Genomic DNA, 18,078 nt, shown 5'->3' with positions numbered 1-18,078 from the left:
GTTGGAGTTGATGTGTCGTCGGGCGTCGTCGCGGGTGACGTTCGGGAAGCCGGTCAGTGAGAATGCGAATGTTCAGGATTGGATCGCGGAGGCGCGGATCGAGATCGAGATGATCCGGCTGTTGACGCTGAAGGCGGCGTATCTGATGGATACGGTGGGGAACAAGGAGGCGCGGACGGAGATCGCGGCGATCAAGGTGGCGGCTCCGAATATTGCGTTGAAGATCGTGGATCGGTCGATTCAGGTGCACGGTGGTGCGGGTGTGACCGACGACTTCCCCCTCGCCATGATGTATGCCCATTTGAGAGCTTTGCGTCTCGCGGACGGACCGGACGAGGTCCACAAGATGTCCATCGCGAGAAGAGAACTGCGCAAGTACCGTACGAAGACCGAGAACAACCAGCATGGAGGAAACAAGTGAGCCAGGAACGTAGAACCGCTATCGTCACCGGGTCGGCCCGCGGAATCGGCGCCGCCGTCGCGAAGCGGCTGGCCGACGACGGCTACGCGGTCGCCGTCCTCGACCTCGACGAGGCCGCATGTGCCGCAACCGTCGACGCGATCAAGTCCGCCGGCGGCGACGCGCTGGCCGTGGGAGCGAACGTCGCGGACGAGGCATCCGTCGCCGCGGCGGTCGAGCGGGTGGCGACCGAACTGGGCGCCCCCACGATCCTGATCAACAACGCCGGAATCACCCGCGACAACCTGCTGTTCAAGATGACCGTCGACGACTGGGACGCCGTGATGAACGTGCACCTGCGCGGCGCCTTCCTGATGTCGCGGGCAGTGCAGAAGTACATGGTGGAGGCCAAGTTCGGCCGCATCGTGAACCTGTCGAGCACGTCCGCGCTGGGTAACCGCGGGCAGGTCAACTACTCCGCAGCCAAGGCCGGCATGCAGGGGTTCACGAAGACGCTCGCGTTCGAGCTCGGCAAGTTCGGGGTCACGGCGAACGCGATCGCGCCCGGCTTCATCGAGACCGAGATGACCGCTGCGACGGCCGAGCGGGTGGGCGTCGGCTTCGAGGACTTCAAGAAGGCGGCGGCGTCGCAGATTCCCGTGAACCGTGTCGGGCAGCCCGAGGACATCGCGCACACCGCATCGTTCTTCGTCAGCGAGGGTGCCGGATTCGTGTCGGGACAGGTCGTCTACGTCGCCGGCGGACCGAAGGACTGATCGATGAGGGCGTGGCGCGTACACGAATTGGGGCAGCCCAGGGACGTCCTGACGTTCGAGGACGTCCCCGACCTCGAACCGGAACACGGCGAGTTGCTGGTCAAGGTGCTTTCCGCGGCCGCCAACTTCCCGGATGTGCTGCTCTGCCGTGGTGAATACCAGATCAAACCGCCGCTTCCGTTCACTCCCGGTGTGGAGCTGTGCGGCGAGGTGGTGCGACTGGGCGACGGGGTGACCGAGTTCTCCGTCGGCGATCGGGTGATCGGGATGCCGAGCCTGCCGCACGGCGGGTTCGCCGAATTCGCGATCATGTCCTCGGCCACCACGTTTCCGGCTCCGGAGGCCTTGGACGACGCAGAAGCGTCCGCGCTGTCGATCGGGTACCAGACGGGATGGTTTGCGCTGCACCGCAGGACGCAGCTCCAGCCCGGTGAAACACTGCTCGTGCAGGCGGCGGCCGGCGGCGTGGGAAGTGCGGCCGTCCAGTTGGGCAAGGCGGCCGGCGCCACGGTGATCGGTGTCGTCGGCGGTCCCGAAAAAGCCGACTACACGCGGGAACTCGGCGCCGACCTGGTGATCGACAGGCACAGTGAGGATTTCGTCCAGGCCGTCAAGGACTTCACCGGCGGCCGCGGGGCCGACGTCGTCTTCGATCCGGTGGGCGGCGACTCGTACACGAAGTCGACCAAGTGCATCGCGTTCGAGGGTCGCATCATCGTGATCGGATTCGCGAGTGGCACCATCCCGTCACCCGGGTTGAACCATGCACTGATCAAGAACTACTCGATCATCGGGCTGCACTGGGGGCTCTACAACGCGTACAACCCCACGGCGATCCGCGAATGTCACGCCGAGCTGACCCGGATGGCCGCGGCCGGCGAGATCAAGCCGATGATCAGCGAGCGGCTCGGGCTCACCGACGTCGCGGACGGCATCGCGCGTCTCGGCGAGGGAACGACGGTGGGACGCCTGGCCTTCCTGCCCGGACGCTAGCCGCGGGTGCGCTTCGCGTACAGCTCCTCGAGGTTGTGCCGCAAGGTCGCCTCGGTGTTCTTCACGGCCGTTTCGATGAACGGTTCGACGATGAGACCGAGGGCCTTGCCGGTGAGACCGCTGGGGAGCTTGTACGCGAAGTCCACGCTGATCTCGGTCTTGTCCTCACCCTGCGCGGCGAACTCCCAGGTGGAGGAGTTGGCGGCGCCGTCGAGCGAGGCCAGGGTGATGACGCGGTCCAGCTCCCACTCGGTGACCTCGAGCCGGGACCGCAGGGTGCTCGGCCCGATGTGGATCGCCGCGTCGAACGTCGAATCGAGCCCCTGGTCGAATTCACCGATCGGACGGAACTCCGAGACGCCGAACATCCAGTCGGGGACCGTCCGGTAGTCGTCGATGTAGGCGAACGCGACATGGAGGGGTACGGCGGTGATCGCGGAGTGACGGACGTGGATCATCGGGTGGTCCCTGGCTCTCTGTCGGAGAAGGCTGTCGATCTGGGCGACCTCGTTCGACTCTAGTCAACTCCCGCGACCACAGCAGGGCGGCGGCGGGTACCTGTTCTACCGTAGGACTCATGACGGTAGAGGGCACCCAGCGCGGCAGTTCCTGGCGTGAGTACACCGACCAGGGGTTGTCCAAGGTTCTGGCCGCGGCGCTGGCGGCGTTCGTCGAGAAGGGGTATGACGGCGCGTCGATCCGTGAGATCGCGTCGCGCGCCGGGCTCTCGGTCCCCGGTCTCTATCATCACTACCCCTCCAAGCAGGCGCTGCTGGTGGGACTGACCAACGTGGTGATGCGTGAGCTGCTCGACCGCAGCCGCGCCGCGGTGGCCGAGGCGGGTCCGACACCGGGCGAGCGGTTCGACGCGGTCATCGAGTCGCTGCTCCGGTTCCACATGTACCGCCGTGAACAAGCGTTCGTCGCGTCCCGCGAGACGCGGAGCATGGAGCCGGAGAGCCGGCATGCGTACATCGCGCTGCGCGACGAGCAGCAGGAGATGCTGGACGACATCGTCCGCGACGGGGTGGCGGCCGGGCTGTTCCGGACGCCGTTCCCCGAGGACGCGAGCCGCGCCGTCGTCACGATGTGCGTCGCCGTGTCCACCTGGTACCGGGAGGACGGGCCGCTGTCGCCCGACGAACTCGTCGAGCGGTACCTGGCGATCGCGAGGAGCACGGTCGGCGCATCCGACTGAGTCTTGACCGGGTTCCGAACCTGTGGAATTGTCGGGGACGACTTCGACCGAGCGAGTGATCGGTCGGTGCGGAGTCGTCGTACTGACTGGAGGTAGTTGTGGCGATCGATCTGTCCTATTCACCCGAGGTGACCGCGCTGGTCGAGAAGACCGAGGCGTTCATCCGCGACGTGGTGCTGCCCATCGAGGACGAGCACGGTGGCGACATCACGGCGGCAGGTGGCGACACCCTGCGCGTGGAGTTGCAGAAGGCGGCGAAGGACGCCGGCGTCTTCGCGCCGCACGCACCCGTCGAGTACGGCGGGCACGGCCTGAACATGACCGATCGCGCGCCGGTCTTCGAGGCTGCGGGCTATTCGCTGTTCGGTCCGACCGCACTGAACATCGCGGCGCCGGACGAGGGCAACGTCCACATGCTCGCCCACATCGCCGACGACGCGCAGAAGGAGCAATTCCTCGCACCGCTGGCGCACGGCGACCTGCGGTCGGCGTTCGCCATGACCGAGCCCTCGCCCGGGGCGGGTTCGGACCCCTCGGCGTTGACCACCCGCGCCGAGAAGGTGCCGGGTGGCTGGAAGATCAACGGCCACAAGTACTTCATCACCGGAGCCGACGGCGCCGGATTCTTCATCATCTTCGCCCGTACATCCGGTGCGCCCGGCGACCGCGGCGGCGCCACCATGTTCCTCACTCCCGCCGACGCCCCCGGACTGAAGGTCGGTCGACACATCGACACCCTCGACCGCGCCATGATCGGCGGACACTGCGAGGTGTTCTTCGATGACCTGTTCGTCCCCGACAGCGGAGTTCTCGGTGAGGTGGATCAGGGATTCGCCTACGCCCAGGTCCGTCTCGGTCCCGCCCGGATGACCCACGTGATGCGCTGGCTCGGCGCCGCGCGCCGCGGCCACGACGTCGCCGTCGCGCACGTCGCGCAACGCGAGGGTTTCGGGGGCAAGCTGGGTGATCTCGGCATGGTCCAGAAGATGATCGCGGACAACGAGATCGACATCGCCGCCACCCGTGCGTTGTTGACGCGGGCGTGCTGGGAACTCGATCAGGGTGGGCATGCGAGCAACGCGACATCGATCGCGAAGACCTACGCCGCGGAGGCGATCTTCCGGATCGTCGACAACGCGGTGCAGATGTGCGGTGGTCTCGGGGTGTCCGGGGACCTGCCCCTCGCCCGGCTGTCCCGCGAGGTCCGGCCGTTCCGGGTGTACGACGGCCCGTCCGAGGTGCACCGCTGGGCCATCGCCAAACGCGTCGTCGGCGCCGCGAAGAAGGCCGCTCGGGAGGCGGGGGCATGAGCGAACATCGTGGGCTCGATCTCGTTGCGCTGCAGAAGTTCCTGTCCGACTCGGACGTTCCCGTCGACGGGGAGTTGCGGGCCGAGCTGATCGCGGGCGGTAAGTCCAACCTCACCTACGCGATCTTCGACGACTCCTCGCGGTGGGTGCTGCGAAGGCCGCCCACCGCGGGGCTCACACCCTCGGCGCACGACGTGGCCCGCGAGTTCCGCATCACCTCGGCGCTGCAGGGCACCGACGTCCCGGTGGCCGCCACCGTCGCGCTGTGCGAGGACGACAGCGTCATGGGCGCGCCGTTCACCGTCGTCGAACACGTCACCGGCCAGGTGATCCGGAACAAGTCGGATCTCGAGGCGCTGTCCGACGAAGACATCGAGTCGTGCACCGACGAACTGGTGCGCGTGCTCGGCGCGTTGCACAACGTCGACTACCAGGCGGTCGGGCTGGGGGAGCTCGGCCGCCCAGACGGGTACGTGGCCCGGCAGGTCAAGCTCTGGGCAAGTCAGTGGGGCCGGGTGAAGACCGAGGATTCCGCCGACGTCGACCGGCTCCACTCTGCTCTGGTCGAATCGATTCCGGCGCAGTCGGAGTCGTCGATCGTGCACGGCGACTACCGCATCGACAACACCATCCTCGCGTCCGGTGACGTGAGCACGGTTGCGGCGGTGGTGGACTGGGAACTGTCGACACTCGGCGACCCGCTCACCGACGTCGCGCTGATGTGCGTCTACCGGCATCCGGCGCTCGACCTGGTGCTCGGTGAGCCGGCGGCCTGGACGAGCCCGCGGCTGCCGTCCGCCGACGATCTCGCGCAGCGGTACAGCGTGGCCTCGGGGCGCGAACTCGTCGACTGGAACTTCTACCTGGCGCTCGCGAACTTCAAGCTCGCCGTCATCGCCCAGGGGATTCACCATCGATACCTGGCCGGTGCCACCGTCGGGGACGGCTTCGACAAGGCGGGCGCCTCGGTGCCCGAATTCGTCACCGCGGGCCTGCGGGCCCTGAAAGGACATACCGCATGAGCCGCACCGCACTGATCACCGGCGCGTCGCGCGGCATCGGACTCGGGATCGCCACCCGCCTCGCCGAGCAGGGCTACGGGCTGACGATCACCGCACGCGACCGTGAGCGGCTCGAGTCGGTGGCCGCCGACCTGCGGGCCGCCGGCGCGAAGGACGTCGTCGTGGCCGCGGGCGACCTCGCCGACGAGGAGTCCGCGGGGCAGGTCGTCGAGGCGCACGCCGCGGCGTTCGGCTCCCTGAACGCACTGGTCCTCAACGCCGGCGTGGGCACCGCAGGCGCCATCGGCGAATTTCCCCTGCGTCGATTCGACAAGAGCCTGGGAGTCAACCTGCGGGCGCCGTTCAGCCTGCTGCAGCAGTCGCTGCCGCTGCTCCGGGCCGGTGCGGCGGAGAACCCGGGACGCGGGGCCAAGGTCATCGCGCTGGCGTCGATCACCGGCGTGTACGCCGAGGCCGGACTCGCCGTCTACGGTGCGACCAAGGCCGCCCTGATCTCCCTCACCGAGACGCTGAACGTGGAGGAGTCGGGCAACGGAGTCTCCGCGACCGCGCTCGCCCCGGCGTATGTCGACACCGACATGTCTGCGTGGATCCATGAGACCATCCCGCCCGAAGCGATGATCGAGGTGAACGACATCGTCGAACTCGTCGACGCACTGCTGCGGCTGTCCTCGCGGGCGGTGGTCCCGAAGATCGTTGTCGGACGCGCCGGAACGGACGGGTACCGCGCCTAGTCCTCGTCCTCCTGGGCTTCGCCGCGCTTGCGGAAGAATTTGAAACCGGGGACACCCTGGATCGCCTGGCGCACTCCCTGCACCTCCTCGAGGAGCTGGTGGATCTCGGGGGAGACGGTGTCGAGGGTCGCCAGGATAGGCAGGAGTCCCTCCATGCGCATCGTCAGCTCGGGCAGATGGTCCACCAACCCGATCGCCGCGTGGATCTCCTCCTCGGTGAGGTCGTCGACGAACCGCTGCGCCAACGGGGCGGCCTTCTTCGCGAGCGGCTCGTAGAGACCGATCAGGGTCTGCGCGGACGCGGACGTACCCGCGGCGGTCGCGACCACCGTGGCTGCGGTGTCCGACACGGCGGTCGCCCTCGCGACCGCGATCTCCGCGCCGTCGCTGATCGCCTCGATGCGGGCGATCAGCACCTCGACCTGGTCCAGCAGGATTCCGATCCGGCCGGGGAGGGAGACGAGAAGGTCAGCGGTGTCCACCGACCAGCGGGCGATCCCGGTGACGGTTCGCACCAGGTCGCGGGGTCCGAGTTGTACGAGAGCCATCGGCCCATCCTGCCCGATGCATTCCGCACCTCACGTTTCGGTCGTGGCAGACGTCTACCTTTCAGAGGCCCGTACACCTGGAAGGATTGGCACCGTGAATGCCGACCGAGCAGCACACACTGTCATCGATTCGCCGATCGGCCCCTTGACGCTGGTGAGCGTCGACGGGGTGCTGAGCGGCATCTATATGGCCGAACACCGGCATCAGCCGAATCCCGTGACGTTCGGGGAGCGCGACACCACCGGATTCGACGAGGCCACCACCCAGCTCACCGAATACTTCGACGGTCGGCGCACCGACTTCACCGTTCCCCTGGCCGCACGGGGCACCCCGTTCCAGCAACGGGTGTGGGATGCCCTTCGCACCATCCCGTACGGCGAGACGTGGACGTACGGACAGCTGGCCGACTCCCTCGGCAGCCCGACCGCGGTCCGTGCGGTGGCGGCCGCGAACGGCCGAAATCCGATCAGCATCATCGTTCCGTGCCACCGCGTCATCGGGAGCAACGGCAGCCTGACGGGGTACGCGGGTGGGCTCGACCGCAAACGGTTCCTGCTCGAACGTGAAGCGGAACGGGCCGGGCTCCGGCTGAGCTGATGACCCTGAAGCCGTTCGAAGACATCGTGGCCGAGCACGGCCCGACGGTCCTGCGGGTCTGCCGGGCCGTAGTCGGTCCGGTGGACGCCGAGGACGCCTGGTCGGAGACGTTCATCGCCGCGATGCGCGCGTACCCCGACCTGCGTCCGGGCAGCAACATCGAGGCGTGGCTGGTGACGATCGCGCACCGGAAAGCGCTCGACCACATCCGCGCGCGTGATCGACGGCCCGTCCCCACCGACGAACTTCCCGAGCAGACCACCGATCGCGGACTTCCCGGAGGCCACGACCCCGAGTTGTGGGACGCGGTCGGTGCGCTGCCGGTGAAGCAGCGAGCGGCGGTGGCGTATCACTACCTGGCCGGGCTGCCGTACGCCGAGATCGCGGTGATCCTCGGCAACTCCCCGGACGCGTCCCGCCGAGCGGCGGCCGATGGCATTGCGGCGCTACGCAAGACCCTCTCGATCTCTGTGAGTGGAGACATCTCATGAACATCCCCGACATCGTCTACGCCCTGTCCACTTCGGATTCCGCCGTCGAGCAGAAGCTGCGCGAGCGGCTCGCCCTGGTCGCCGCGGAGGCAGGACTGCTCGACATCGCATACCGGACGCTCGACACCCCCGCCGGTTCGCTGCTGCTCGCCGCCACCGATCGTGGTCTGGTGCGAGTCGCGTTTCCCAACCAGGATCACGATGCGGTGCTGCAGACCCTCGCCGAGCAGATCAGCCCCCGGATCCTGCGTGCACCGGCCCGGCTCGACCGGGTGGCACGAGAGATCGACGAATATTTCCTCGGTGAGCGCACGAGCTTCGACCTCCCGCTCGACTTCCGGCTGTCCAAGGGGTTTCGGCTCGACGTGCTGCACCACCTTCCCGACATCGCATACGGTCACACCGCGAGTTACGCCACGGTCGCGGCGGCGGCAGGCAGTCCGAAAGCCGTGCGCGCGGTCGGAACGGCGTGCGCCCTCAATCCGCTGCCCGTGGTGGTTCCCTGCCACCGGGTGGTCCGCAGCGACGGCAGCATGGGCCAGTACGCCGGCGGGCCGGAGGCCAAGTCGATCCTGCTGACATTGGAGGCAGCGGCATGACCACCGTGACGCAACGCGTGAATGATCTGGACTGGCAGGGTCTGCAAGCCGAGACCGATGCCGCGGGGTGCGCGCAATCCGAGCAGATCCTCACCGCCGAGGAGTGCGCGCAGATTGCGGACATGTACGAGGAGGTGGAACGTTTCCGGTCCACCGTCGACATGGCCCGGCACCGGTTCGGCTCGGGACAGTACCGGTACTTCGACTATCCGCTGCCCGAGGTCGTGGCCGAACTCCGCGCGGCCTTCTACCCGAAACTGCTTCCGGTGGCTCGGGACTGGGCGGCCAAGCTGCGACAGCCCGCGCCGTGGCCCGACACCCTGGGCGAATGGCTCGACATGTGCCACGACGCCGGCCAGAAGCGGGCGACGCCGATCCTGCTCAGCTACCGTGCGAACGACTGGAACGCCCTGCACCGCGACCTCTACGGTGAACTGGTGTTCCCGTTGCAGGTGGTGATCGGCCTCGACCGGCCGGGAGTGGATCACGAGGGCGGGGAGTTCATGCTCGTGGAGCAGCGACCCCGGGCGCAGTCCCGGGGCACCGTCACGACGCTCCGGCAGGGTCACGCCCTGATCTTCACCACCCGGGACAGACCCGTGCGCTCGACCCGCGGGTGGTCGACGGGACCGGTGCGGCACGGCGTCAGCACCGTCCGGCGGGGCAGACGCCGGACCCTCGGCCTGGTTCTGCACGACGCCGAGTGACTGTGATGTCCGCCCTGATACCCCGGCCCCGAACTGTGGTGGCGCCCGGTGCCGTTCACGTCCCCGACTGGCTCACCCTGGAGGAGCAGCGTCACCTGGTGGCAGAATGCCGGCGCTGGGCCACCGCCCCGGTGCCGATGCGGGCAGCGCAACTGCCGACGGGACACCGGATGTCGGTGCAGACGGTGTGCCTCGGCTGGCACTGGAAGCCGTATTCGTACTCGCGCACCGCCGAAGACGCGGGCGGCGGACGGGTCGCGCCGGTGCCCGACTGGCTGGCCGAACTCGGCCGGCGTGCGGTGCGCGAGGCGTACGAGCAGCCCTCCACTGAATACACACCGGACGCCGCGCTCATCAACTTCTACGACGACACCGCGAAGATGGGCATGCACCAGGACAAGGAGGAACGTTCCGATGCGGCCGTCGTGTCGTTGAGCATCGGCGACACGTGCACGTTCCGCTTCGGCAACACCCTTACCCGCACCAAGCCGTACACCGATATCGAACTGATGTCGGGCGACCTCTTCGTGTTCGGTGGGGCGTCCCGGTTCGCGTATCACGGAGTGCCGAAAGTGTTTCCCGGCACCAGTGATCCGGCCTGCGGGCTGACGACGGGGCGGTTGAACATCACGTTGCGGGTGACGGGACTCGAGGACACATGAGAGTGCGGTTGCCCTACCGAGGTCCGTTCACCCACGCGCCCCTGTGGGGTGCGCTGCGTGCGCACACCGTGTCCGGACTCGAGCGGCACGACCCCGACGGAACCCACACCCGGGTGGTGAGCGGTCCGCACGGGCCGGCGCTGGTGTCCGTGGCCGTGCGTCCCGCCGACGGGTATGTCGAGGCGCACGTGACGTCGGCGCACCCCGACGACGTCGCGGCGTTGACCGCGGTGGTCCGGCGCTGGCTCGACCTCGACGCCGATCCGCTGCCGATCGACGCCGCGCTGAGCCGCCACGCGGCACTGGCTCCGCTGGTGGCGCTGCGCCCGGGTCTGCGGCGCCTCGGCAGCGTGGACGGTTTCGAGACAGCGGTGCTGACCGTTCTCGGCCAACAGGTGTCGCTCGCGGCGGCCAGGACGTTCGGCGGCCGGCTGGTGTCGGCGTACGGCCTGCCCGTCCACGACGGATTCTTCGCGTTCCCGGAACCGGAGACATTGGCGGCACTGACGCCGGAGGAGTTGCGCGCGACCGTCGGTCTCACCGGCGCCCGGGCGAAGACGGTGCACGCGCTGGCCGCGGCAGCATCCGACGGACTGCGCCTGGGCGCGGACACCGACCCGGCGGACTTCCGGGCCGGTCTGACAGCGCTACCGGGTATCGGTCCGTGGACGGCGGACTATCTGACCGTGCGGGTGCTGGGCGACCCGGACGCATTCACCCCCGACGACCTCGTCCTCAAACGTGCGCTGGGTGTCAAGACTGGCAGGCAGGCAGCCGAACTCGCCGAAGCGTGGCGGCCGTGGCGGGCGTACGCCCTGTTCCACCTGTGGACGGACGAAGCGTATTAGTCCTTCGCCTTCGCGAGGGCGGACGGCCACCAGATCTTCTTCCCGATGTCGTGTGAGAGCGCCGGGACGAGGATGCTGCGCACGATGATGGTGTCGAGGAGAACACCGAACGCGACGGCGAACCCGACCTCGGCGAGGAACACCAGGGGCAGCACCCCCAGCACCGCGAACGTCGCGGCGAGCACCACTCCGGCCGACGTGATGACACCACCGGTCACTGCCAGTCCGCGCAGCACACCGGATTTCGTGCCGTGTTCCTCGGTTTCCTCGCGGACCCGGGTCATCAGGAAGATGTTGTAGTCGATCCCGAGGGCCACGAGGAACACGAACGCGAACAGGGGGAACGCCGGATCCGCGTTGGCGAAGTGGAAGACGTGGGTGAAGAAGAGTCCGCACACCCCGAGGGTCGCCGCGAACGACAGGACCACGGTCGCGATGAGAATGATGGGGGTGAGCAGGGCGCGCAGCAGCAGGGACAGCACGACGAAGATGACGACGAGAACGATCGGGATGATCAGGTTCCGGTCGTGCACCGATGCGGTCTGGACGTCGAGAGTGGTTGCGGTGCTGCCGCCGACGAGTGCATCGGCACCGGGTACGGCGTGCGCCGCGTCGCGCAGTCGTTTCACCGTCTTGAGGGCTTCCGGGGAATCGTACGAGTCGGCGAGTGTCACGTTGACGACCATGCGCCCGTCGATCGGTGCGGCCGTGAGGAAGTCGGGTGCACACCCCTGCCCGGCGGCCGAGGCCACCGCGGCCGGGTTGGACTTGACGAGTGCAGACAGCTTCTCCACATCGACCTGCGGGCACACCGCGCCGGGATCCGTGGACACGCCGTCCACACCGCTCACGGCCGCGATGACCGCGTCCGTCTGATCGGCATTGGTGACGATGACGGCGGGCGCGCCGGCACCAGGATCGAATTTGGAGTCGTACAACTCCTGACCGACGACGGCGTCGGGGCGGTTGGTGAAGTTCTCCGACGACGACAGCCCGTCCGTCTTCAGACTGCCGATGCCGACGAGGAACAGCACGGCCAGAAGCACCGTCGTTCCGATCCACAGGGATCGGTCCTTGCTACCGACCTGCGCGGCGATCTTGCCCCACAGACCGTGCGTGGTGAGGTCGGCGGCCTCGTCGACCTTCGGTTTCCGTGGCCAGAACACCCACCTGCCCGCTGCGGACAGCGCCACGGGAAGAAACGTCATCATCACGAGGTAGGTGCACGCGATGCCGATCGCGGCGACCGGCCCGAGACTCTTGTTGGAGTTCAACTCGGAGAACGTCAGGCACAGCAGACCGAGGATGACGGTCACCGCCGACGCCGTGATGGCGGGGGCGGATTCCTTCCACGCCTTGATCATGGCGTCGAAGCGGCTGGGATAGAAGTGCAGTTCTTCCCGATACCGGGAGATCAGGAGGAGCGCGTAGTCGGTGCCCGCCCCGATCACGAGGACGAACAGGATGCCCTGACTCTGGCCGGTGAGAGTGAGAACGTCGGCCTTGGCGAGGAAATAGATCACCATCGACGCCAGGCCGAGCGCGAGTAGCGCGGAGAAGAGCGGGAAGAACCACAGCACCGGTGAGCGGTAGACCACCAGCAGGATCAGGATCACCACGAGCAGTGCGGCGCCGAGCAGTGCACCGTCGAGTCCGGCGAACGCGTCGATGAACGCCACCAGGAGGCCGCCGGGGCCCGCCGGAAGCACCTCGAGACCGGCGGCTGCGTTCTTCGCGGCGGTGAGGACGTTCTCCTCGGTCGCGGCGAGTACGTCGCCCGCGACGGCCGTGCCGTCTTCCTTCGCGACGAGGGGAACGAAGATCGACGCCGTGGTGCCGTCCTCGGAGAACTGCGGCTGGGACATGCCTTCGGCGTCGACCCCGTCGACGGCCGCGATGGCGCCACGCGCCTGGGCGACGGAAGCCTTGTCCTGCTCGGTGAGCGCAGAGTCGCTGTGGAACAGCACGAAACCGGGAATGGTCTCGACGGTGAGGAACTTGGCCGATTCGTTGGTGACGATCGTCGATTCGGCGGAACTCGACAGGTAGGCGGCGTTGTCGTTCTTCTGGACCTCGGTGAGCTTGCCCTGGAAGGAGCCCCCGAATGCGCCGGCGAAGAAAGCGATGATCGCGATGGCCACGATGGTGAACGCGGGCCAGCGGTATTTGCGCGGCGTCCGGCCGCCCGTGCTCGAGTCCGTCGAATCCAACTTCGTCATGGGTTCTCCTTCGCCGCCCCCTCCAGCAATGCGTCCCAGTACACCATGTCGAGCGCACCGGCGACACCGGAAATCCGCGCGCGTCAGGCCTCGTCGGAGGTTTCGGCGTAGCAGTTCCGTACCGCCACATCCATCGGAAACCGCACCCGTGTCTCGCCGAACAGCAACCGGGTGGCTACCTCGACCGCGCCGAGAACGTGCCGCGTCGCCGACTCGGGGTTCCGGGTATGCACCATCACCTCGTCGTGCTGGAAGAAGACGAGTTCGCTGTCCGGGTCGTCGGCCAGCCGTCGCCGCAGGTCGGCGAGCACGCACAGCGCCCACTCGGATGCCGTGGCCTGCACCACGAAGTTTCGGGTGAACCGGCCGCGGGAACGCGCGTCGCCGTCGGACCAGAAGTCGGGTGACGGCGGTGGGCACGCGCGCCCGAGCCACGAATGCACCACCTCGCCGCGTTCGCCGGCGCGGGCCGCCCGCTCCACGAATTCGACGGCGACGGGAAAACGTGTGCGAAGCAGGGTGAGCAAGGAACGTGCCTCGCCCGCCGTGGCCCCGTACAGGACGCCGAGGATCGCGACCTTCGCCTTGCCCCGGTCGCCGTCGAAGGTCTCCGCCGCGACCGGTGCGTACAGGTCGTCGGAACCCGCGGCGGCCACCATGCGGGCATCACCGGACATGGCGGCTAGGATGCGGGGTTCGAGCTGGCCGGCGTCGGCGATGACGAACGTGTGACCCGGGTCGGCGATCACGCTCGACCGCAGCGGTTTCGGAATCTGCAGTGCGCCGCCGCCGCGGCTCGCCCAGCGGCCGGACACCACGCCGCCGGGAACGTAGACGGGACGGAACCGGTCGTCGCGGACCCAGCTGTCGAGCCACTGCCAGCCGTTGGTGCTGAACAACTTGGACAGATCCCGGTGGTGCAGGAGCAGCGGCACGGCAGGGTGATCGACCTCGCGGAGCAGATGCTTGCGGGTCGACGCGAGTTCGATACCCTCGCGTCGAAACGCGTCGACGACCTCGACGTGGGAGGCCGGGTTGATGCGACGACCGAACGCCGCCCCGATCTCCACCGTCACGTCCTGGATGCGCTGCGGCAGGTCGTAGCCGCCCGGTCGCGGCCCGAGCGCCGCCTCGAGGAAGGCGCGGTGCGCGTCGGTGGAGAACGGCAGCCCGTCGAAGCTCATCTCGGCGGCGGCGAGGGCTCCCGCGGACTCGGCGGCCACCAGCAGGTCGAGCCGTGCGTCGTCGCCGATGGTCTTCCGCTGTTCCGCGAAGTCGGCCACCACCTGCGCCGGGTCCGTGGTGGGCGCGGTCTCGAACAGGCCGGGTCGCTCGTCGACGGGCTCGTCGGGCGGTGGTGCGGGAACACCGTCGCGCATGCTGAGGATGGCGTGGGTCAGCGCGAGGTCCTGGCAGCGCCGCACCCGCACCCCGGCCCGCAGCAGTGCGGGATAGACGGCGGCGGTACTGGTCCAGACCCAGCGGGGGTGTTCGGCCGCTTCGAGGTCGCGGACCGCTGCGACGACGTCGGCGTGACGACGTGGCGACTCCAGCGGAACTCCCGACGGATCGGTGCGAACGGTCGTCGCGCCACCGTCGGCGTCGGGAACCAGGACCATTCTCACGGGCCCAGTCTGCTCTGCGCCACCGACAGTCGATAATCCGCCGCCGGACGAGGGCAAACCCGCAGGTCGGCACTACACTGAAACGCAGACGCTTCTCGCCGGAAGGAGGGGCATCCGATGGCAACCATCGAAGAGTTCGAGCAGACGGTGACCGACAAGGTGATCGCCGGACTGCACGACAAATTCGCCGACTACGAGCGCCGCGGAGTCGGACTCGCCGAACTCGGCGACCCCGATCGGTTCGTCGAACGGATCCTGGCGGCGGTGCCCGCCCCGCATCCCTGGTACGAACAGTTCGGCACGGCCTGGTCGTCCACGCCCGCGTGACTCACGCCCCTGCTGCGTCCACCGGTTCGGGTTCGGTCTGCGCCTTGTGGCGGCGATGCAAACCCTTGCGGTCGTAGAAGCGGGTGATCACGGCGCCGAAGACGAGGCCGATGAGAAGGCCGGCGAAGGTCATCCACACGGCGTGGATGAGACCGGCGTCGCCCTCGGCGCCGAAGAACAAGATGGCGCGTACCCCGACGTAGATCTGGTGCATCGGCTCGAACTCGCCGAGCCACGTGTACAGCCGCGGCGCCGCCTCCAGCGGGATGGTGCCGCCGGACGACGGCAGCGCCAGGACGACGAACACCAGCAGGTTGATGAGCAGCCCCAGATTGCCGAACGCGGCCATCACGGACATCGCCGTGATCCCGACGGCGGCGATCGCGAAGGCGCCGTACTCCCACAGGGCGAGCGGATCGGTGATCGGCAGGCCGAGGGCGGCGCTGATCCACAGGTACAGACCCGACACGATCATCGACAGCAGAACCATCACCGCCCACTTGATCAGGAGCGTGTTGAAACGTGAGATCGGGACCGCCTCGTTGTGCAGGTACAGCGGGCCGACCTCGGTCGGGGTGAATCCGAGCATGCCGTCGATCAGGGTGCTCGCGATGGTCGCACCGGTGAAACCGGCCAGGACGAGCAGGAGCGCGTAATAGAACGCGGCCAGGCCGAAACCGGTGCCGTCGGGCAGTGGATTGTGGGCGACCGTCCGTACGTCGATGGGGTCGTCCAAGACGAGGCGGCTGGCCCCCGACAGCTGGAGGTCGGGGGCTGTCGCCTGGAGTTGCTGCGTCACCTGGGTGGTGAGCTGCTCGCCCATCGTCTGGTTGGCCTTGTCCATCGCCATCTCACCGATGTTCTGGACGAGGTTCGCGCTGATCGTGCCCGCGCGGGGGTTCGTGTAGATGGTGATCACGGGACGTTCGACGTCCCCGGGAATCACGCTCGCCTGGGCGAGGATGAACGTGCGCTTGGTGAAGTCGCTCGGGATGACGATGGCGCCGTAGATCTCACCCTTGTCCAGGTCGGACTGGGCCTGGGCGATCCCGACCTGCCGAAGTTCGACCTTGTCCGGATCGACACCCTCGACGAGGCCGGCGGCGATCTGGTCACCGAAATTCTGCGGCTGGGGCGGGGCGGAATTGGGCATGGTGTCGCCCTCGTCCTGATTGACGAGGGCGATGGGGAAGTGGTTGAGGTGCTTGGGGGGATTGAGCATTCCGCCCATGTACAGCGCGGCGAGCAGGGACATGACGACGGAGACGAGGACGAGCGGCGCGATCCAGAAGCGCGGTGTCCGGAGCACACTCATTTCGTCTGCCCCGCTGGTGTCGTGCGCCATGTCCCCTCGCATCCTCCCGTGTGCGGGCCGACCCCGGTATCGACCAGCCGGATCAAGCGTAGGCGGTGGGACCGCTCATCGCGCCGCGGTGACCTCGAACCAGGCGTCGAGAGTCGGTTCACCGACGAGGTCCACGAGATCCACCTGCACACCGTCCGCCCGCCACCGTTCGACCAGCGCCATGACGCGCACGGAGTCCATTCCCTCGTCGAGGAGGTTCGCGGTGTCGTCGATGTCGGCGACCGGGACGTCGAGGACGTCGGCGACGTCGGCGCGGATTCGGTCGCGGGTGGGAGCTGTGCTGGGGTCGGAACTCACTATTGTCCTCCGGTGCGTCGGTCGAACCGCGGCCCGTTGAGCCGATTCGACAACATGGGGTAGGTTGCTGGGTTAGTGAAGCCTAAGCATAGTTGCTCTCCTCGCGAACGGCGAAACGGAGAGCTGTTGCAACCGAATGTGAATGGATGACGATGGCTGGATTATCGAGATACGCAATCGACTTGACACCGCTGCGGACGAGTCGCGAGTTCCGATACATCTTCATCGCCCGTACGATCTCCATCTTCGGACTGGGTCTGCTCCTGGTGGCCGTCCCGCTGCAGGTGTACGACATGACGAATTCCACACTTGCCGTGGGCGCGGCGAGCATCGTCGTGGGCTCCTCGGTGTTCATCGGGACCCTGTTCGGCGGCGTGATCGCCGACCGGTACGACCGCAGACCGGTCATCTCGCTCGCCCGCGCCGCAGCCGGCGTGGCGTTCGCCATCCTCGCGGTCAACGCGTTTCTCCCCACACCTCAGCTGTGGGTCATCTACCTGTGCGGTGTGATCGAGGGCCTCGCGGGCGGAATCTCCTCGACCGCGCTGATGGCCGTGATTCCGTCGCTGCTGCCCAAGGACAAGATGGCCGCGGCGGGTGCTCTGATGACCGTCATGGCCGATCTCGGCACGGTCGCGTCGCCGGCCATCGGTGGTGTGATCATCGCGGCGACGTCCGTGGGCACCAACTACGTTCTGGCCGCGGTCTCGTCCGGGATCACCGCATACTGCATCGCCCAGCTGCCGTCGCTGCCGCCGCCGGTGAAGAACACCGAGAGTCCGCTGCGGTCGATCGCCAGCGGCTTCACCTACGCCGCCAAGGACTCCGTGGTCGGCGGAACGCTGCTGGTGGGGTTCTGCGCCATGATGCTGACCGGCTGGAACGTGCTGCTGCCCGCGTACGCGAGCCAGGTCCTCCACGCCGGACCGGCTGCCACCGGACTGCTGTACAGCGCGCCCGCCGTCGGCGCCCTCACCGGATCGCTCACGAGTGGCTGGACGGGAACCGCGCGTCGCGGAGGTCTGGTCGTGTTCCTCGCGGCCATGATCGCGTCGGCCGGACTGGTCGGCGTCGGCGCCGTCCCGATGATCGCGGTCACCTTCCTCGGGCTCGCCGCACACGGATTCGGGCGTGTGCTCGGCGACATCCTCCGGTATGCGGTCATCCAGACCGAGACCCCCGAGGAATACCGCGGACGCGTCGCCGGCGTGTGGGGCGCCCAGATCTCCACGGGCTCGGCTGCCGGTGCACTCGTCGCCGGCGCCGTCGGTGCGGCGGTGGGACCGCGTGAGGCGTTCCTCCTGTACGGGGCGGGCGGCATCGTGGTGCTGGCAGTCCTCGCCCTGACATTGAAGGGC

Annotated in this window: 21 protein-coding genes; 15 read left to right on the top strand and 6 right to left on the bottom strand. The window is 67.9% G+C overall.

The window, feature by feature from the left end:
- From RJ1_RS25935 to RJ1_RS25925, 3 genes are all read left to right on the top strand, one after another.
- On the top strand, window positions 1-421 hold a 421-nt coding region (locus RJ1_RS25935; protein WP_276526511.1), incomplete at its 5' end, for an acyl-CoA dehydrogenase family protein.
- Complete coding sequence (gene fabG / locus RJ1_RS25930; protein ID WP_073365266.1) at window positions 418-1,176, top strand: 3-oxoacyl-ACP reductase FabG; 759 nt, start codon at window positions 418-420, stop codon at window positions 1,174-1,176. The genes RJ1_RS25935 and fabG, both read left to right, overlap by 4 nt.
- Window positions 1,177-1,179: 3 nt before the next feature.
- The gene (locus RJ1_RS25925; RefSeq protein WP_073365264.1) at window positions 1,180-2,169 is read left to right on the top strand and encodes an NADPH:quinone oxidoreductase family protein; all 990 of its coding nucleotides are present in this window, start codon (window positions 1,180-1,182) and stop codon (window positions 2,167-2,169) included.
- Here RJ1_RS25925 and RJ1_RS25920 read toward each other — a convergent pair.
- Window positions 2,166-2,627, bottom strand: a complete 462-nt coding sequence (locus RJ1_RS25920) for an SRPBCC family protein (RefSeq protein ID WP_073365262.1) — start codon at window positions 2,625-2,627, stop codon at window positions 2,166-2,168. The genes RJ1_RS25925 and RJ1_RS25920 overlap by 4 nt on opposite strands.
- Window positions 2,628-2,746: 119 nt before the next feature.
- On the opposite strand from RJ1_RS25920, the gene RJ1_RS25915 reads away from it, so the two are divergent.
- From RJ1_RS25915 to RJ1_RS25900, 4 genes are all read left to right on the top strand, one after another.
- On the top strand, window positions 2,747-3,367 hold the full coding sequence (locus RJ1_RS25915) for a TetR/AcrR family transcriptional regulator (RefSeq protein WP_073365260.1): 621 nt from the start codon (window positions 2,747-2,749) through the stop codon (window positions 3,365-3,367).
- Window positions 3,368-3,465: 98 nt separating this feature from the next.
- Entirely contained in the window at window positions 3,466-4,677 is a 1,212-nt protein-coding gene (locus RJ1_RS25910) for an acyl-CoA dehydrogenase family protein (RefSeq protein WP_073365258.1), read from the top strand.
- Window positions 4,674-5,699 carry a phosphotransferase family protein gene (locus RJ1_RS25905; RefSeq protein ID WP_073365256.1) on the top strand — a complete coding sequence of 342 codons (1,026 nt, stop codon included), beginning with the start codon at window positions 4,674-4,676 and terminating at the stop codon, window positions 5,697-5,699. Before RJ1_RS25910 ends, RJ1_RS25905 begins: the two co-directional genes overlap by 4 nt.
- Window positions 5,696-6,433, top strand: a complete 738-nt coding sequence (locus tag RJ1_RS25900) for an SDR family NAD(P)-dependent oxidoreductase (protein ID WP_073365254.1) — start codon at window positions 5,696-5,698, stop codon at window positions 6,431-6,433. The genes RJ1_RS25905 and RJ1_RS25900 overlap by 4 nt, the downstream gene beginning before the upstream one ends.
- Here the strand turns inward: RJ1_RS25900 and RJ1_RS25895 are convergent.
- The gene (locus RJ1_RS25895; RefSeq protein WP_073365252.1) at window positions 6,430-6,981 is read right to left on the bottom strand and encodes a ribulose-1,5-bisphosphate carboxylase/oxygenase large subunit; all 552 of its coding nucleotides are present in this window, start codon (window positions 6,979-6,981) and stop codon (window positions 6,430-6,432) included. The genes RJ1_RS25900 and RJ1_RS25895 overlap by 4 nt on opposite strands.
- A 94-nt stretch (window positions 6,982-7,075) precedes the next feature.
- On the opposite strand from RJ1_RS25895, the gene RJ1_RS25890 reads away from it, so the two are divergent.
- From RJ1_RS25890 to RJ1_RS25865, 6 genes are read left to right on the top strand one after another with little or no spacing between them, the layout of a single operon-like run.
- Window positions 7,076-7,579: a methylated-DNA--[protein]-cysteine S-methyltransferase gene (locus RJ1_RS25890; protein ID WP_073365250.1), complete on the top strand. Its 504-nt coding sequence runs from the start codon at window positions 7,076-7,078 to the stop codon at window positions 7,577-7,579.
- Window positions 7,579-8,070, top strand: coding sequence for an RNA polymerase sigma factor (locus tag RJ1_RS25885; protein ID WP_073365248.1), 492 nt, complete (start codon window positions 7,579-7,581; stop codon window positions 8,068-8,070). The genes RJ1_RS25890 and RJ1_RS25885 overlap by 1 nt, the downstream gene beginning before the upstream one ends.
- Window positions 8,067-8,669: a methylated-DNA--[protein]-cysteine S-methyltransferase gene (locus RJ1_RS25880; protein ID WP_073365246.1), complete on the top strand. Its 603-nt coding sequence runs from the start codon at window positions 8,067-8,069 to the stop codon at window positions 8,667-8,669. The genes RJ1_RS25885 and RJ1_RS25880 overlap by 4 nt, the downstream gene beginning before the upstream one ends.
- Window positions 8,666-9,376, top strand: a complete 711-nt coding sequence (locus RJ1_RS25875) for a 2OG-Fe(II) oxygenase (protein ID WP_073365244.1) — start codon at window positions 8,666-8,668, stop codon at window positions 9,374-9,376. The genes RJ1_RS25880 and RJ1_RS25875 overlap by 4 nt, the downstream gene beginning before the upstream one ends.
- A 5-nt stretch (window positions 9,377-9,381) precedes the next feature.
- Entirely contained in the window at window positions 9,382-10,038 is a 657-nt protein-coding gene (locus tag RJ1_RS25870; RefSeq protein ID WP_073365270.1) for an alpha-ketoglutarate-dependent dioxygenase AlkB family protein, read from the top strand.
- Entirely contained in the window at window positions 10,035-10,886 is an 852-nt protein-coding gene (locus RJ1_RS25865) for a DNA-3-methyladenine glycosylase family protein (protein WP_073365242.1), read from the top strand. Before RJ1_RS25870 ends, RJ1_RS25865 begins: the two co-directional genes overlap by 4 nt.
- Here the strand turns inward: RJ1_RS25865 and RJ1_RS25860 are convergent.
- Window positions 10,883-13,105, bottom strand: coding sequence for an MMPL family transporter (locus RJ1_RS25860; RefSeq protein ID WP_073365240.1), 2,223 nt, complete (start codon window positions 13,103-13,105; stop codon window positions 10,883-10,885). The two genes, RJ1_RS25865 and RJ1_RS25860, sit on opposite strands and share 4 nt — an antisense overlap.
- 83 nt (window positions 13,106-13,188) lie before the next feature.
- Complete coding sequence (locus tag RJ1_RS25855; RefSeq protein WP_083400635.1) at window positions 13,189-14,724, bottom strand: bifunctional 3'-5' exonuclease/DNA polymerase; 1,536 nt, start codon at window positions 14,722-14,724, stop codon at window positions 13,189-13,191.
- A gap of 123 nt (window positions 14,725-14,847) precedes the next feature.
- Between RJ1_RS25855 and RJ1_RS25850 the strand changes: the two genes are divergently transcribed.
- Window positions 14,848-15,057 carry a hypothetical protein gene (locus RJ1_RS25850; protein WP_011595096.1) on the top strand — a complete coding sequence of 70 codons (210 nt, stop codon included), beginning with the start codon at window positions 14,848-14,850 and terminating at the stop codon, window positions 15,055-15,057.
- Window position 15,058: 1 nt separating this feature from the next.
- On the opposite strand, the gene RJ1_RS25845 is transcribed toward RJ1_RS25850, so the two are convergent.
- A complete protein-coding gene (locus RJ1_RS25845; protein ID WP_073365236.1) occupies window positions 15,059-16,402 on the bottom strand; it encodes a YhgE/Pip domain-containing protein in 1,344 nt (447 codons plus the stop codon).
- Between the two features lie 75 nt (window positions 16,403-16,477).
- On the bottom strand, window positions 16,478-16,720 hold the full coding sequence (locus tag RJ1_RS25840; RefSeq protein ID WP_073365234.1) for a phosphopantetheine-binding protein: 243 nt from the start codon (window positions 16,718-16,720) through the stop codon (window positions 16,478-16,480).
- Window positions 16,721-16,872: 152 nt separating this feature from the next.
- Between RJ1_RS25840 and entS the strand changes: the two genes are divergently transcribed.
- Window positions 16,873-18,078: enterobactin transporter EntS (gene entS, locus RJ1_RS25835; RefSeq protein WP_073365268.1), on the top strand; the 1,206-nt coding region annotated here is incomplete at its 3' end.

Origin of the sequence: Rhodococcus jostii NBRC 16295 (assembly GCF_001894825.1) — a bacterium.
GTDB classification, from domain to species: Bacteria; Actinomycetota; Actinomycetes; order Mycobacteriales; family Mycobacteriaceae; genus Rhodococcus_F; species Rhodococcus_F jostii.
The sequence above is the reverse complement of the archived record's forward strand: the minus strand, read 5'-3'. Positions and strand labels throughout refer to the sequence as shown.